The sequence below is a fragment of the Nonomuraea aurantiaca genome (assembly GCF_020215705.1).
GTDB classification, from domain to species: Bacteria; Actinomycetota; Actinomycetes; order Streptosporangiales; family Streptosporangiaceae; genus Nonomuraea; species Nonomuraea aurantiaca.
On record NZ_JAIWNB010000026.1, the window covers coordinates 75,093 to 90,616 of the forward strand.

At 68.5% G+C, this 15,524-nt stretch carries 15 protein-coding genes; 8 read left to right on the forward strand and 7 right to left on the reverse strand.

The annotated features are described in order from the left end of the window. Positions 1-5: 5 nt before the first annotated feature. From LDL49_RS42925 to LDL49_RS42945, 5 genes are all read right to left on the reverse strand, one after another. Positions 6-713, reverse strand: coding sequence for a class I SAM-dependent methyltransferase (locus LDL49_RS42925; protein WP_225300668.1), 708 nt, complete (start codon positions 711-713; stop codon positions 6-8). 481 nt (positions 714-1,194) lie between these two features. Next, positions 1,195-2,517, reverse strand: a complete 1,323-nt coding sequence (locus tag LDL49_RS58760) for an aspartyl protease family protein (protein ID WP_225300670.1) — start codon at positions 2,515-2,517, stop codon at positions 1,195-1,197. Further along, on the reverse strand, positions 2,510-2,719 hold the full coding sequence (locus LDL49_RS42935) for a hypothetical protein (RefSeq protein ID WP_225300672.1): 210 nt from the start codon (positions 2,717-2,719) through the stop codon (positions 2,510-2,512). The genes LDL49_RS58760 and LDL49_RS42935 overlap by 8 nt, the downstream gene beginning before the upstream one ends. Before the next feature lie 615 nt (positions 2,720-3,334). Next, positions 3,335-6,238 (reverse strand): beta propeller repeat protein, encoded by a 2,904-nt coding sequence (locus LDL49_RS42940; protein ID WP_225300673.1) that lies wholly within the window; start codon positions 6,236-6,238, stop codon positions 3,335-3,337. Between the two features lie 274 nt (positions 6,239-6,512). After that, a complete protein-coding gene (locus LDL49_RS42945) occupies positions 6,513-7,514 on the reverse strand; it encodes a CPBP family intramembrane glutamic endopeptidase (protein WP_225300675.1) in 1,002 nt (333 codons plus the stop codon). A gap of 99 nt (positions 7,515-7,613) precedes the next feature. On the opposite strand from LDL49_RS42945, the gene LDL49_RS42950 reads away from it, so the two are divergent. Both LDL49_RS42950 and LDL49_RS42955 read left to right on the forward strand, forming a co-directional pair. After that, a complete protein-coding gene (locus LDL49_RS42950; RefSeq protein WP_225300676.1) occupies positions 7,614-8,336 on the forward strand; it encodes a hypothetical protein in 723 nt (240 codons plus the stop codon). Then, on the forward strand, positions 8,333-8,875 hold the full coding sequence (locus tag LDL49_RS42955; protein WP_225300677.1) for a DUF6529 family protein: 543 nt from the start codon (positions 8,333-8,335) through the stop codon (positions 8,873-8,875). Before LDL49_RS42950 ends, LDL49_RS42955 begins: the two co-directional genes overlap by 4 nt. 14 nt (positions 8,876-8,889) lie before the next feature. Here the strand turns inward: LDL49_RS42955 and LDL49_RS42960 are convergent, their stop codons facing one another. After that, positions 8,890-9,828, reverse strand: a complete 939-nt coding sequence (locus LDL49_RS42960) for an HpcH/HpaI aldolase/citrate lyase family protein (RefSeq protein ID WP_225300678.1) — start codon at positions 9,826-9,828, stop codon at positions 8,890-8,892. Between the two features lie 417 nt (positions 9,829-10,245). Here LDL49_RS42960 and LDL49_RS42965 point away from each other — a divergent pair, with 417 nt between their 5' ends. The 4 genes from LDL49_RS42965 to LDL49_RS42980 all read left to right on the forward strand — a co-directional run bounded on the left by LDL49_RS42965 (position 10,246) and on the right by LDL49_RS42980 (position 12,691). Next, on the forward strand, positions 10,246-10,536 hold the full coding sequence (locus tag LDL49_RS42965) for a DUF6247 family protein (RefSeq protein WP_225300679.1): 291 nt from the start codon (positions 10,246-10,248) through the stop codon (positions 10,534-10,536). Positions 10,537-10,556: 20 nt separating this feature from the next. Further along, positions 10,557-10,778 (forward strand): hypothetical protein, encoded by a 222-nt coding sequence (locus LDL49_RS42970; RefSeq protein WP_225300680.1) that lies wholly within the window; start codon positions 10,557-10,559, stop codon positions 10,776-10,778. Between the two features lie 893 nt (positions 10,779-11,671). Then, positions 11,672-12,076 (forward strand): RidA family protein, encoded by a 405-nt coding sequence (locus LDL49_RS42975; RefSeq protein ID WP_225300681.1) that lies wholly within the window; start codon positions 11,672-11,674, stop codon positions 12,074-12,076. A gap of 249 nt (positions 12,077-12,325) precedes the next feature. Then, positions 12,326-12,691 carry a hypothetical protein gene (locus tag LDL49_RS42980; protein ID WP_225300682.1) on the forward strand — a complete coding sequence of 122 codons (366 nt, stop codon included), beginning with the start codon at positions 12,326-12,328 and terminating at the stop codon, positions 12,689-12,691. A gap of 80 nt (positions 12,692-12,771) precedes the next feature. Here LDL49_RS42980 and LDL49_RS42985 read toward each other — a convergent pair whose 3' ends face one another. After that, the gene (locus tag LDL49_RS42985) at positions 12,772-13,737 is read right to left on the reverse strand and encodes an EamA family transporter (RefSeq protein WP_225300749.1); all 966 of its coding nucleotides are present in this window, start codon (positions 13,735-13,737) and stop codon (positions 12,772-12,774) included. A 95-nt stretch (positions 13,738-13,832) separates the two neighbouring features. On the opposite strand from LDL49_RS42985, the gene LDL49_RS42990 reads away from it, so the two are divergent. Together LDL49_RS42990 and LDL49_RS42995 are read left to right on the forward strand one after the other, a co-directional pair. Then, complete coding sequence (locus LDL49_RS42990) at positions 13,833-15,044, forward strand: magnesium transporter MgtE N-terminal domain-containing protein (protein ID WP_225300683.1); 1,212 nt, start codon at positions 13,833-13,835, stop codon at positions 15,042-15,044. Continuing rightward, on the forward strand, positions 15,034-15,501 hold the full coding sequence (locus LDL49_RS42995) for a DUF1003 domain-containing protein (protein WP_225300684.1): 468 nt from the start codon (positions 15,034-15,036) through the stop codon (positions 15,499-15,501). Before LDL49_RS42990 ends, LDL49_RS42995 begins: the two co-directional genes overlap by 11 nt. Positions 15,502-15,524 lie beyond the last annotated feature (23 nt).

Here is a 15,524-nt window from a genome sequence, read left to right on the forward strand (position 1 = left end):
CCGGGTTACCTGCCGGCCGCCGGGTTATCTGCCGGCCGCCGGAACAGGGCGGCCAGCAGGAAGGGAACGCCGAAGACGGGCGCGTCGGGCGCCTGCTCCTCCATGAGCCGCAGCTCGATCTCGGTGTAGTCCGAGAAGATCCAGTGCAGCGCCTCAGGCGTGTAGGCCAGCCCTCCGTTCAGGCGGCCCTGACGATAGAACTCCTCGTCCGGCAGCTCGGAGCCCATGACGCCGGCGGCGAAACAGGTGAGGCCAAGATGACCGCCGGGGGCGAGCAGACGGTCCAGCAGGCTCAGATAACTCACCCGGCGATGCGGCGGCAGATGGTGGAGGCAGCCGGAGTCATAGACCAGGTCATAGTGCCCGGGCGGCAGGTCGACGGAGAAGATGTCGTCACAGTGGAAGCGGACCTCGACGCCCGCCTCGCGGGCCCGCTCCTGACCCCAGGTCACGGCGGCCGGGGAAAGATCGACGGCGTCCACCTCGAACCCGAGCGAGGCGAGGTGAACGGCGTTGCGCCCTGGTCCACAGCCCAGGTCCAGAGCTCGTCCCGGGGTGAGCAGGCCGCGATCGAGGTAGGACACCAGGCTCTCGTCCGGCTTGTCGACGAAGAAGGGGACCGGCGTGGAGCGGTCGGAGTAGAACTCGTCCCACCAGGAGGCGGCGTTCGGCGTCCATCGGTCGGCATCCGCGGCGAAAAGGCGGTCCAACATGGACAGGACATCTTCCACCGTACGAATATCCCGGTTCACTCACGGCCTCCTCAGACCCCGGCCGCCCACGCGACCGGGTCCTTGAATTTTAGCCGCATTGGCCGTATTTGCCCACGTCAGAGGCCGTTTTCGAGATCATCCAGCAGCGCCTCAAAGGGCGACAGAGAGTCGCGGTGAGCCCGCCGCGACTCTCCCTTGGGGAGGACTGTCCTTGCGCGGCAACGCCCGCGTCAGAGGCGCCCATAGGGCTTCTGAGCGTCACTCCAAGCCCCGTTCTACGGCAGCAGCCGAATTTTTCTTCGCAGAGACCGCCGGTGAGGTGCCCTTGTCGGTCACACGCCGTACCTCAGGTAGAAGTCCGGGCTTCGGCCGTGCCCGAAGGCACCGGGCGACGGGGCAAGGGCGCCTGGTCCGCCCTAACCCCCGCCCCTAGGAGCCGGCAGTTCCGGGTAGCCCCGTGACGCCCGTACGGTCGCGGTGATCAGGTGGCTTTGCCGCGGGCGATGTAGAGGTGCATGTCGGTGGTGTCGATGGTGATGTTGTAGGGCTTCCAGAAGCAGTGGGCAAACCAGCCCATCGTGTCGAACCCTGTCCCATAGGGCCAGGGCACGTTGATCGGCTGGTTCGGGTTCGTGTAGCAGTAGACCTCCTTGGCGACGGCGTTGCCGAGGCGGATCTCCTTCGGGTAGCAGGGGTAGGCGACGGCCGGGTGGCTGTGGGCGAAAGTCCCGATCTGGCGGTCGTAGTCGACGCGGATCCCCAACTGCTCGGCCGTTTCCCCGCTCATGCCCGCGGTGATCTCGCCGATTCCGCCGAAGTTCACGCCCACCACCCCTGCGCGGGAGCCGGTGACGCCCGCGAAGCTGCCCGTGCTGTGCAGGTATTGCTCACGGGCCAGCCACAGCGGCAGGGGTTCGGCGCCCGCCCGTGAGGCGTCGGCGCGTGCCTTGGCGGCCGTTTCGGGGGTGCGGCGGCGCAGGATCAGTTGCCGGCCCGCGTAGTCGAAGGTGGTCAGCAGGTGGTAGAAGACCCACGCGCCGATCAGGCCGTCGCTGTCAGTGCCGACGTCTTCGCCCGACTCCGTCGCCGACCAGCTCACGGGGATGTTGCGCAGTTCGATGCCGCCGAGCTTGAAGGAGTCCAGGATCCCCCAGTACGCCCAGATGGGGAGGCCCTCGAAATCGGTCTTCTGACTGGCGACGGGGCTCAGCCCCGCCTCCTTGGCCACCGACGCGCTCATGTTCAGATTCGGGGCGCCGGTGTAGAACATGAAGCGCTTCTTCGGTCCGCCATTGACCGAGGCCTCCACCAGCGGCATCGGGTCCATCTGCTGGAAGGGCACCCGCGCGGTCTCGCCGTGGATCTGATACGCCTTGCCCCTGACCGCCGCGAACCACTTGGCGTAGCTTTCTTCGCCGGCCGCTTGCCAGTGTGGTGCGGACAGGGCGAACTTGTCCTGCCGGATGTAGCAGTCGCCCAGGAAATGGTTGGTCTCCTTGTCGTCGGGCGCCAGGTTGAAGGCCATCTCGAGGTATTTCTCGGCGTCGGGGAACTTGTTGGCCAGCAGCCCGACATAGCCGCGCTGGCGGGCCGCGTGCAGGTTCTTGGGGTCCTTCTTGAGGATCTCCTCGTACGCGCGGCCGGCCTGCTCGAACTTGCCGGCCTTGAACAGCGCGTCCGCGTCACCACTGCCGGCTAACGCCGTGGCCGCCCCGCCCAGCAGCGGCCCGGCCGCGGCGGCACCGGCCAGCACGGCGGCGCCCCGAAACAGCGAACGCCGGTCCCATTTCCCGCTATCAGCCACATCTGCTCCTTTTCGTGATCACCTTCGCCGTGGCTTCCTGTCCGACGGACGGGCACGACACCTCCGGCCGGTTCGTCTCGCCCTGCTTGATGAGGGCGACGCCGCGGTGCCGCTCGCCCTGCTTGATGAGGGCGACGCCGTCGTGCCGGGGCCACCCGGGCCGTACAGCGTCATCCCGCGACGGGCGGCCGGATCGCCTCACAGCGCGCTCCGTAACTCGCCCACCGGCCGACCCCGTCCACTGTCGGCCAGCCGTGTCCCCGCCTCGTCCGCGCCGTGTCATGGCCGTGTCACGGCCGGAACCGACGGGAGCAACCGTCGGCAAACCCAGACATGCGGCAGGCAACGCGCGCACATTCGGCGCCAATGGTGGTTCGTGATGAGCTGAGGAGATGTACTCGGAATGGGGCGAGGTCGTCGACGACCTGGGCGGCGATGGGGGCAGACCGCCGACCTGGGCTGACGCAGAAGATGTTGCAGGGTGAGCCGCGTGACGGCCATACATGGTCGGAGCCATCAGAAGCCCTCGACCGACGTTCCCTCATCTCGTTCGGCACTCGATTCGCGAAACCGCCTGCCCAGCCTCGAAGCAATCACGTTCCTCTGCCTGATCGCTCGGGCGATTCGGCTTCCGTCCCGGCGAAGCGGGGCGCGGGCGGAGCCCGCGCTGGGAAGGCGTCCGAGCGTAGCGAGGTCCTCCAGGGGCCGGGGCTTTGGCCCGGCTGGGGGAACGTCTGAGCGCCCACGCGCGTAGCGCCCAACGCGAAGCCCGTTGTGCGCCGGAGGCGCCCCCGGAGCGAAGCGGAGGCCCTTTGGCTCAGCGGTCAGACGAAAGGGAAGAGGTCCACAGGATCATGTGATCGGCGTTGTAGGTCGTAGAACGGCCCAACGCCACCACCTCCGATCCCATCACCGTCACCGCCGCCAGCCACTGCATCCCCGCCCCTGCCAGCCGCCCCTTCGTCAGGTCCACCCGGTTCCAGGACAAACCATCCTCAGACAGCCAGACCGCGCTGTCCCCCTCCCCCGGTGTGCCGTGCCAGCCGACCGCCACCAGCCCCTGGTCGGCCGCCGCGAGGTCGTACACGGCCGCCGCCTGGTCAGCAGGCAGCCAGGTCGTACGCCAGGTCGTACCGTCGTCTTCCGAGACCGCGGCGAAGGCGCGGCGCGAGCCGGGTGTCTGGGCTGTTCCGATGGCGATGAACTTGTCCTGGTACGCCACCACCTCCCGCAATCCGGCAGAGCCGGCTTCGGGGGGCGAGACGCGGTCGCGGGACTTCCAGTTGACGCCGTCCTCCGAGAACCAGACCACCGCGCTCTCCCGGTCGCCGCTGCCCGAGCCGCCGATGGCGACATATCCGGATGGCGTGGCGGCCACGTCGTACACGCGCACACCGGAGCCCCCCTGCGGCAGCTTCTTCGACCGGGTGAACCTGCGCAGATCTGGCGTGAACCAGAGCGCGGCGCCCGGAATGCCCGCCGCGTTCCGGTCCTCGCCGGCGAGCACATAGCCCGACTCGCCGGCGGCCACGACGTGGAGGGCCAGGTACGGATGGTCCTGGGTACGGGCCAGGTCACCGGAGGCCGTCACCTTCTTCCAGGTGCGGCCGTCCTCGGAGGACACCAGGAGCGGGTCGGTGACCGACGTGTCCGCCTGGGTGCTGCCGACGGCCAGCCAGCCGCGGCGGCCGTGGGTGACGTCGTCGAGGGTCTGCTGGTTCGTCCCGCCGAGGCTCATGGAGGTCCAGGACTTCCAGTTCAGGCTGGTCCAGATGCCGGCGTCGCCGGAGGCCGAGCCGACCGCGACGTACCGGCCGTCGAAACCGGCCAGGCGGTTGGTCTGGCGGGCGATCCGTGACAGGCCGTCGACGCCGGCGAGCCGTACGCGCGTCGCGTCGCCGCGCGGGGGCGCGGTCATGAGGACGAGCTGGTTCTCGACGTCCGCCGTGGCCTGGTCGCCGCCCGCGAACAGGGTGCCCGAGTCGGAGATCGTGAAGCCGCGCAGCGTGGCGCCCGGCAGGTTGCCGAGGTCGGTCCGCTTGGCCCAGCCGCGCCCGTCGGCGCTGGTCAGGATGGAGTACTTGCCGAGGTTCGCCTGGCTGACCGCGGCGATCCCCGACGGGTAGCTGATCAGCGAGTCGATGCCGGGGCTCGTACCGCTCAGCCCGCGGATCGAGCCGCACTGCGCCCACTGCGCGCCGGTCGGCGAGCAGTAGACGCGCACGTCGCCGGTGATCGTCCGCTGCCTGGTGGGGACGAGGACGAACTGCTTGGGCAGTACGGCCAGCGACGACCCGGTCCGCGCCTCGGGCAGCTGGAACCCGGTGGTCTGGTAGCTGGCGCCGCCGTCGCTCGACCGGACGACCCTCGAACCGTCGCCCTGGCCGGACTCGGCGATGGCCACGACGGTGTTCCCCTTGGCCACGACCGCCTTGAGCTCGCGTACGCCCAGCCCGCCCGTGTCGACGCGCTCCCATGCGCGCCCGTCCGGCGACTGCCAGGCCGCGGGTCCCGTTCCGCCGCCGTCGAGCGTCGTACGGCCGACGGCCACGAACCCCGACGACGTCCTGGCGATCCCGGAGATCAGGTCACCGTTCCTGAACGCGGACAGACCGCTCTGCTCCACGGCCGCCCAGGTGAACCCGTCGGTACTCGTCCACAGGCCGCGCTCGGCGCCCACCCCGTCGCCCCCGCTGGCCAGCCAGCGCCCACCGCCGCCCACGACCCGCTGGACCGTCGGCGTGGTCGACCCGTTGACCTGGCCGAGCTGCCACGTCTTCCCGCTGTCCGGCGAGAACAGGAACAGCGGCCGCGGCGTCGGACTCGTCGTGTCGCTGCCGACGGCCACCACGGCCCGGCCCACGGAGGTCATGTCGTTGAGCTTCTGATCGGAGCCGTCACCGGCCGACGGCACCGTGAACAGCTCGTCGCCCGAGCGTTCGGTGCCCTCGGACAGCGCCAGTCCGGGCTTGTCGGAGGAGCGCCACTGCCACACGAGCACGCCGCCTGCCACGAGCAGCACCAGCGCCAGGAGTATGGCGGTCGGCGCGGCCAGGCTGCGCCGACGTACCGGACTCGACCGGCGGACCGCCGACGGGGCTGGGCCACGGTGGTGCCTGCCGCTGGAGCCGCCGGGGCGCGGCGGGCCCGACGCGACGAGGCGGTCCGGCCTGGTGGGGCGGCCGGCGGGCGGGCGGCCGACGCGCCGCACCTCGGGCTCGTCGAGGTCCTCGGGGTGGTCTTCCAGGTCGTCCGGCGTGCTGTACGGGGGCTCGTGCGGGGGCTGGTCCTCGTGTTGCGGCCGATCTTCGTGCGGGGGCTGGTCCTCTGTCTCGAACCAGGATCGGGGTGCGGCCTCGGGAGGCTCATCCTCGGTCCGGGGCTCGGCCTTCGGCCTGGGTGGGCCGCCGGCCACGAGCTTGTCGGGATGGTTCACGACTCGGCGGCGGCGCGGCTCCGTCTCGGGTTCCGCGGTCGGGGAGCTGTACGGCCGGCGCCCCTTCGGCGGGTCCGGAGGCTCGTCCTCAGGGACGGGGGAGGAGAACGGCGGCATCCCCCACGGTGAGGCCACTGGCAGGCCACGAGCCCGGTCATCGGTGGGGCCCGGCGGGGAGTGCCGGATCCGGGGCTCGGCGGCGGCATGGGGGTCGGCGGCTCCCTCGGGCCGCGGGTCGTCATCACCCGGCGGTCGCCGTGGCGGGTCGCTGGGGCCGGAGGCCACGCGTCGCACCTCCTAGTACGTACTGATCGAACTGAGCGAACAACCCGGTAGAGAGAGGTATGCCGGATCGTTCCAGGGCAGCCTGTCCACGTTTATGCGCTTATTTCGTTTTTTATGTCACTGCAGCTTGAAATATCGCACATGAGTGCTAGTTACCCTGTCTCGCCGAGATGATCACCTCCGGAATCCTCGCCCACCCACTGGATCCAGAGCAACACGACTGAGCCCGAATGGCGAGACCTCTCTAGCGAGATTCCTGGCACCAGCTAGCTATTTATCCCGAAACATCGCTAACTGACCGTTTTTTGGCCAGGTACAGCACCCCAACCGCGTACACCCCCAACTGCACCACGGTCCCCGCCAACGCCTGCCACGGCACGTCCCCCTGCTGCAGCGCCTTGTCCAGATGCCCGGCGGCCGCGCTGATCCCGAACGCCAGAATGTTGTTGGTCACGTGCAGGGCGATCGGCGCCTCCAGCCCTCCGGTCCGTACCGCCAGCCACGCCATGAGGGCGCCGAAGCTGAACACGTCGATGAGCCCGATCCACGAATACCCGTGCAGGGACGCGAACAGCGCCGAACCCAGCAGAATCCCCCACAGCGGGCTCCGCAGATGGGCTCCGAACGCCTGCATGATCCAGCCGCGGAAGATGTACTCCTCGGTGGCGGCCTGGAAGGGCACGAGCAGCACGATCACGATCAGCGAGGGAAGGAACGCGCTCCACCCGGCCCAGCCGAACAGGTCCGTGACCGGCTCCCTGGTCACCGTCATTGTGACGACCTGGGCGACCTGCCCCAGCACCAGGGCTATGACCGCCACCCCCAGGCAGCGCAGCAGCCACGGCCACCGCAACCGCCCGGCGACCGAGGAGAGCGACCCGGGCCGCCGCCGCTGGATGAGCGCGACCGTACCGAACACCGCCGGGAGCACGGCCGCGATGGAGAGCAGCAGCACTACCAGCGAGAACACCGGATCGCCGAACAGCTCTTCTGGCGTCAGCGACGCGGGGATGCCGAGGATCATCGCCAGCACCGCGCCGACGCCTATGACCACCGCTCCGATGACGAAGAACGCGACGCCCACCAGGATCGTCCCGACGATCTCCCGCCAGGCACCGCGATCACCGACTCGGGCCAGGTAGTCGTACCGCGCGCCCCTGGGCGTCGGCCGGAACCACGGCTCCCGCGCGGGCACGGGCGGCGGCTGATAGGGGTAGGCCGGCCGGCCGGGCGGCTGCGTCCCGTACGGAAGCTGGGGTCCAGGATTTTCCTGCATCTCTACATTCTGTCTGGGAGATGAGCATTAGTTCACAGACGATCCGTTAGTTTGAGCGGATGCTCGGTGGAGTAAGCATTTCGACCCTGGGAGCAGTTCATGTCAAGGCTGGGACCTGTCATCACCCTGACAGCGGGCGCAGCGCTCGCCGTCGGGCTGGGTGTCGCCAGCATCACCGCGACACCGGCGGCGAACACAACGGCTGCCGCCACCTCCAACGAACCCTCCGCGACCGAGACCACCGCCGCGGCTGAACCTTCGGCGGAACCCGCCGCCACCGTCACCCCCGAACCCACCGAAACCGCCGAAGCCGCCCCGAAGACCATCGACAAAGCGGACTACGGAGGCTACGTGCGGGGCAACGGCGGCTTGATCGCCATCTCCACACGCGACGGCAAGACCATCGGCTACTTCTGTGACGGCAAGTCCGAGGCCTGGTTCAAGGGCAACGAGAAGGACGGAAAGATCACCCTGCGGGGCTTCGGCGCCGCGGCCGTCGGCGGCACGCTCGGCGGTGGCAAGGCCACCGGCTGGCTGAAGATCGGCGGCAAGAAGTGGACCTTCGCCGCGAACACCGTCGTCAAGCCCTCCGGCCTCTACCGGGCGACCGCCCAGGTAAGGGGCGCCAAGCTACGAGCCGGCTGGATCGTACTGAAGCGCCCGCAAGGCGGCTTCACGCAGGTCGGCGCCGCGTTCGCGGACGAGAAACAGCTGCAGATCCCGCAGCTGAACGCCTACCAGCCGACCGAGCCGGTGCCGCTCGACGACGACACCACCCTCTACCCGAAGGACGTCGACGGCTTCATTCAGGAGATGCAATGAGCGTCACCGCGCACCGGTCGACCAGCTTCACCCCCCTGTTAGTCCCGCTGCTGATCGGCGGACTGGTGGCGATCGCCCTCGGCGTCTTCGGGCGCATCCACGCTCCCACCGGCTTCGCGGTCGGCCCCGCCGGCTTCTCCGCGGCGCTGCCGATGAAGGCGTGGCTGACGACGGGCGCGCTCGTGCTCGCCGCCGTCCAGGTCGTCTCCGCCCTGTCGATGTGGGGCAAGCTGGGGGTCTCCATTCCGCCGACCGTACACCGCTGGTCGGGCCGGCTGGCCTTCCTTCTGACCATCCCCGTCGCCTTCCACTGCCTGTACGCCCTGGGGCTGCAGTACGACGTGCCCCGGGTGCTCGCGCACTCGCTGCTCGGCTGCTTCTTCTACGGGTTGTTCACGGCCAAGATGCTGGCCCTGCCGAAGCGGGGCACGCCAGGCTGGACGCTGCCCGTGGTCGGCGGGCTCGCGTTCACCGCGCTGGTCGGGCTCTGGCTCACGTCGTCGTTCTGGTTCTTCACCACGATCGGCTTCAAGATCTGACGGCTTTTCCGGCGCTAGCTCTCCGGGCTGAACGTCTTCGTACGGCTCAGCCCGGCAGCCCGCCCCTTGGCCACCACGACGAGCGCCATCTTGCGCGAGGCCTCGTCGATCATCTCGTCCCCCAGCATGACCGCGCCGCGCTTCTCCACGGTCGTGTAGTAGTCGTACGCCTCCAGGATGAGCTCGGCGTGGTCATAGTCCTGCTGCGTCGGCGAGAACACCTCATTGGCCGCCTCCACCTGCGACGGGTGAAGCACCCACTTCCCGTCGAACCCCAGCGCCGCGGCCCGCCCGGCCACCCGCTTGAACCCCTCGACGTCCCTGATCTGCAGGTACGGCCCGTCGACCACCTGCAGATCGTGCATCCGCGCGGCCATCAGCAGGCGCATCAGGATGTAGTGGTACGCATCTCCCTCGGTGTAGCCCGGCGGCTGCTCCCCCACGACCATCGTGCGCATGTTCACCGACGCCATGAAGTCGGCCGGCCCGAACACCAGCGCCTCCAGCCGCTTCGACGCCCCCGCGATGGCGTCCACATTGACCAGCCCGCGCGCGTTCTCGATCTGCGCCTCGATACCGATCCGCCCGACCCCCAGCCCCATCGTCTTCTCGATCTGGGTGAGCAGCGTGTCGAGCCAGACGACCTCGGTCGAGTCCTGCACCTTGGGCAGGATCAAGCAGTCGAGCTTGTCCCCCGCCCCCTCCACCACCTCGATCACGTCACGGTAGGTCCACTGCGTCGACAGATCATTCACGCGTACGACCCGCGTCTTCCCCGTCCAGTCGCCCTCCCGCAACGCGGTCACGACGTTCTTGCGAGCCTCATCCTTGACCAGGGGAGCGACGGAATCCTCCAGATCGAGGAACACCTCGTCGACCGGCAAGGTCTGGGCCTTCTCCAGGAACCTCGGGTTACTGGCGGGGACGGCGAGAACGGATCGACGTGAGCGCATGCGCACACGCTAGCCCCCTCGCCTCTTCGCACTCCCACCCGTTACCCACTTACCGGCTTGACCGTCTGATGCCCGCCCCACGACAAAGGACTTCGCGGGTGGGCGCTTCGCGCTTCGGGGGCAGGCGTTGCCTCCAGTCGGGCCAAGCCCCGACCCCTGCAGGCCCTCGCTCCGCTCGGACGCCCTATTGGCGCGGGCTCCGCCCGCGCACCCTCCGGAGCCCGCCATGTCCTTCGAAAGGCGGCATGCGCGTGGAGCGGATGGACGAACACGAAGCCGTGCCCGGTGAGGTCGTACAGGGACTTCTATTGCGGCATGGCCGCAACAGGCGATCGCACTCTGTCATCAAGAGGCTCCTCCCGTTACGGTCGACGGGAAATCAACCCACTCCGAGAAGGAGGCGCCTAGACTGCGGGCATGACCGCTGAGCCGCTGCATGAGATCGGGGATGACCCTGCGGAGATCTTGCGTCTCCTGCCGGAGAGGTGGCACGAGCAGTTCCTCAGCGACTATCACACCGCCTTGGACGCAGCCCACGAGGTGTGGCGCTTCAAGCAGCTTCAAGAGCTTTTGCATGTCTGGCGGTTGCATGCGATCGCGGTCTCCAACCCTGATTTCGACCGGGCCGAACGGGCTGTGCGTGAGGGACGGACCGATGAGTTCGTTTCGATGGACATGGCGTTCCCGGGCTGGGCCGACCGTCGGTGAACTATCGCGTGGAGCTCCACGTGGCAGCACTGGCCCAAATGAAAGGGTTGCCGAGCAAGGCGTTCGACGCGCTCCTCGCCAGAACCGTGGATCTAGTCGAGAAGCCATGGGATGCCCGCATGCTGTACACGGATCAGCCTGAGTATCGACAGACGACCTTCGGTGACTTCGGCATCATGTACTTCAAGGTCGACGAGGCCGCCGAGTTGATCTGGATCTTCAACGTGACCTGGACGGGCTGATGGCGACAGCAATGTCAGTCCGGTGGTCGACCGCATGCGCGGGCTCGATCCATGTTGGACGACCGCGCGCGAAGACCTAAATGACAAACTGAGCGACAACGGCCATGGACGACCGGAGATCACCATGGCGGCATGTGTCTCACGTAGATACTCACCCCTGCCTTTACGTCATCTAGATTCGTAGATGACGTCCTGAAGGGCCGAAGGTGCTCGTGGGTGTTCGAGACGGATGCCTTACGGATCACACCCGACCCCTCGAAAACTCCCAAACTGCTCTCCGAGCTCGGCACCGGCTCCTGCCGTACCAGGCTCGGCGTGATCAGGCGACCGCTGAGCGCACTGTTTGTGACGATCAGTTGGGGGTGGGAGATGGCACGGCGGGTGAGATCCGATGACCAGGCCGCGCTTGATGATAAAGATCAATTCCAGGAGATCCAGATAGCGGCGCGGCGATCAAGCTCGCCAGTGTGCTCTTGCCCACTTGCCGAGCACCGTTCACAACGACGACTCGCGTGTCCGCCAGCGCTTCGAGTGCCATTGCCTCGGCGCGTCGCGGGAACAGAGACGGATCCATCACACGACGCACGTTACCGCAGTTGAGTGCGGTTGTGTGGGCGGTCTGCCGCTACATCTATGGGCGATCTGCCGGAGGGTCCGTGGGCGGTTTGCCGCTAGGTGTGTGGGCGGTCTGCCGGAGGGTCTGTGGACGTTCTGCCGCTAAGTCCGTGGGGATCTGCCTTAGGGTCCGCGGGCTCCCTGAGCGAGGTGGCGGCTCGCGCTACCGGCATCCTGCCCCGATCGGGCGGTAGGCGGAAGTTTCCTTTGTGACCTTCGGGAGGCGCTGACACAAAAACCAGATGATCCGCCGCCCCTGGAGCCGCCACAATCTGCGCATGACGATCACCCGCCTGAACCCCGACGGACTGCACAAAACTCCCGGCTACAGCCACATCACCGTGGTCGAGGCCGGGCGGACGGCGTTCCTGGCCGGACAGTGTCCGCTGGATGTGACCGGCACCCTGGTCGGCGAAGGGGATCTGGACGCCCAGGTGGACCAGGTCGTCGCCAACGCCCTGACCGCGCTCGCCGCCGTGAACGCCCGTCCCGAGCAGGTGGTCCGCTCGGTCATCTACGTGGTGAGCCAGGGCACCAACATGCCTGGGGGAGTATGGCAGCGCCTGCTCGAATCGCCCCTCGCCCCCGCTTTCACCACCGCGAGCACGCTGCTGGGGGTTGCTCAGCTCGGCTTCACCGGTCAACTCGTCGAACTCGACCTGACCGCCGCCCTCGGCGCGTAAGGCCGTGGCCGCGAGCCTGCGCTATGGGAGCTTCGAGACGTACGGCCGCTCTCGACAGCCGAAGTACTGGCCGCTCACCAGCGTGAAGGTGCGGCGCGCGGGCGGCGCGGAGGTGCGACCTGCGGGCGACGCTGAAGAAGTTCGGCATCTCTGGCGATCACCTGAACAAGGCGATCACCTGAACAAGGACGCAAGGTCATGCCTCGCTCGGCGCCGCCGAAGCGCGTACCGCCCCGGTACAGTCGAGGCGTGAGCGACATATCCGCGGCCATCGAAGAGGGCGCGAAGAAGTCCGGCGTCCTCTGGCTCACTCTCGACCGCCCGCGCCTGGCCTGGCATGCCTGGCACGAGGGTGCCATCTACCTCGTCACGGGCGGCGGCGAGCAGCAGTTGCCGGGCATCGAGGAGCTCGACACCGTCCAGGTCATCCTGCGCAGCAAGGACAACGGCGCCAGGCTGGCCGACTTCGAGGCCGAGGTCCGGGTGGTGGACCAGGCGGCGGAGCCCGAGGCCGTCGCCGCGCTGGCCAAGGAGCGGCTCAACGCTCCCGACAGCGAGCACCTGACCGACCGCTGGGCGCGCGAGTCGACCGTACTGAAGCTCACCCGCCGCTGAAGCTCGCACGGCACAGAAGCTCACACGGCGCTAGAGGTCACGCGCGGTAAAACTCACACGCCGCTGACCGACCAGAAGACTCACACCACACGGACCGGCTGCTGTTCGAGATCGTCCGGGCTGGGCTTCATGCCGGGTTGCGGGCGTTGTTCGGTGGCGGTCTGGGCGAGGAGGGCGCCCGTGAGGACGATCAGGCCGCCCACGATCTGGAACACGCCCAGCGTCTCCCCCACCAGCGCCCACGCGACCACCGCGCCGCCGATGACCTCCAGGGAGGCCACCGTGGCGCCCACCGCCGCCGACAGCCGGCGGACCGCGTTCACGCCCAGGATGTACGCGGCGACCGTGGCGATCAGGACCATCCACAGGTACGCCCCGAGCACCGGCAGCGTGTGCGCGCCCGCCGAAGGGGTGGCGGTGCGGGTGAAGGCGTCCCACGGGATGTTCCACGGGCGGGCGAAGGGCACCAGGATCACGGCCGACCCGATCAGGCCCCAGCCGATCAGGCCGAGGGGGTCGACGTCGTCGCCGAAGCTGTCGCTCATCAGGAAGTAGCCCGCGCAGCAGGCTCCGGCGAGCAGGCCGAGGAGCAGGCCCAGGGCGTCGAGTCGCAGGCCCTGCCAGGCCTCCACGACGATCGCGAGGCCGGCCACGGCGGTTATGGCGCCGACGAAGGCCGCGCGGGCCAGCCGTATCCGGCGGACGAAACGTACCCAGAGCACCACCATCACCGGCGCCATGAACTCCAGCAGCAACGCGATCCCCACCGGCAAGCGCGTGATGGCCACGAAATACAGCGACTGGACCGCGGCCACCGCGACGATCGCGTACATGGCGAAGAACGGCAGCCGCGACCGCGGGATCCGCAGGGCGCGCGGCTTGACCAGGGCCAATACGACCACCATGAGCACGCCCGCGCCCGCCATGCGCGCCCAGACCGCCTCGATCGGGGCCAGCCCGGCGGCGATCAGATACTTGGCCATCGGGCCCGAGAACGCGAAACAGCACGAGGACACGAAAGCCAGCGCGAGCCCTGGGTACTTCACGATCAACCCCAACTCCGTAATCACCGTAGTATACGTTTGATACTGACACGTCAGGCGTGCGGAGCGCAATGGAGGGGCACTGTTAGCCTGCTGACGTGAAGATCTTCGTGGCCCGCCTGGCGGGAACTCCGGTCTTCGACCCCGCGGGCGATCAGATCGGCCGCATCAGAGACGTCGTGGTCGGGCCGCACGACGGCAATCCGCCGAGCGTGCACGGCATGGTGGTCGAGATCCAGCCGCGGCGCCGTGTCTTCCTGCCCATGACCAGGGTGCGCGGCATCGAAGCGGGCGCGGTGGTCTTCACGGGCCGGCTGAACATGCGCAGATTCGAGCAGCGCGACACTGAGACGCTGGTCATCGCCCAGATGCTCGACCTCACCGTGCAGCTCGACGGCGAGCCGGTCACCGTCTACGACGTGGCGATGGAGGAGATCAAGCCGTCGTCCTGGCAGATCACCAAGGTGGCCGTCTACCGGGGCAGGCGGCGGCGCGAAACGAGGATCGTCGGCTGGAGCGAGGTGTCGGGGTTCGGCGTCCTGCAGAAGGATCAGGGGGCCGCCGGGCTGATCGCCGCCTTCGAGTCGATGCGGGCCGCCGACCTGGCCAGCGCCCTGCACGACCTGCCGGACAAGCGCAAGATCGAGATCGCCCGCGCCCTCGACGACGACCGCCTCGCCGACACCCTGCAGGAGCTGCCCCCCAACGACCAGATCGCCATCCTGCGGTCACTGGAGGTGGAGCGGGCGGCCGACGTACTGGAGGCGATGGACCCCGACGACGCCGCCGACCTCCTGCACGACCTGCCCAGCGAGCAGGCCACCCAGCTGCTCGCGCTGATGGAGCCGCAGGAGGCGGCGCCCGTACGGCGGCTGCTCACCTACGCCGACGACACCGCGGGCGGCATGATGACCAGCGAGCCGGTGATCCTGCCGCCCACCGCCTCGGTCGCCGAGGCGCTGGCCCACATGCGGCAGAAGGATCTGACGCCCGCCGTCGCGGCGCAGGTCTACGTGACCAGGCCGCCCACCGAGACGCCGACGGGCGCCTACCTGGGGATGGCCCACTTCCAGCGGCTGCTGCGCGAACCGCCGTCCACGCTGCTCGGCTCGGCCCTCGACCCTTCGGTCGACCCGATCAGGCCGGAACTGACCGTGCACGAGGTCGCCTCCTACCTGGCGAACTACAACCTGCTGGCGGCGCCGGTCGTGAACGAGCTGGGCAGGCTCGTCGGCGCGGTGACGGTGGACGACGTACTCGACCACATGCTTCCCGAGGACTGGCGCGAGAGGGCACACCGTGACGACTGAACGCCTCGACCAGCCACGCGCGCTGCGCCGCTCGCTGCGCCCGCACTACGATCCCGAGGCGTTCGGCCGCCTGTCGGAGCAGATCGCCCGCTTCCTCGGTACGGCCAGGTTCCTCGTCTACATGACGGCGTTCGTCGCCATCTGGGTGACCTGGAACATCCTCGCGCCCGCCGACCTGCGGTTCGACCCCTATCCGTTCATCTTCCTCACGCTCATCCTGTCCCTGCAGGCGTCGTACGCCGCGCCGCTGATCCTGCTGGCCCAGAACCGGCAGGACGACAGGGACCGCGTCCAGTACGAGCAGGACCGGGCGGCGGCCGACCGCAACCAGGCCGACGTCGAATATCTGACCCGCGAGATCGCCGGGCTCCGGCTGGCGATCGGCGAGGTGGCCACTCGGGACTATCTCCGCTCGGAGCTGCAGCGGCTGGCGGAGGAGCTCAGGGAACGACAGTAAGCCCCAGAAAACCGGCGGAGGCG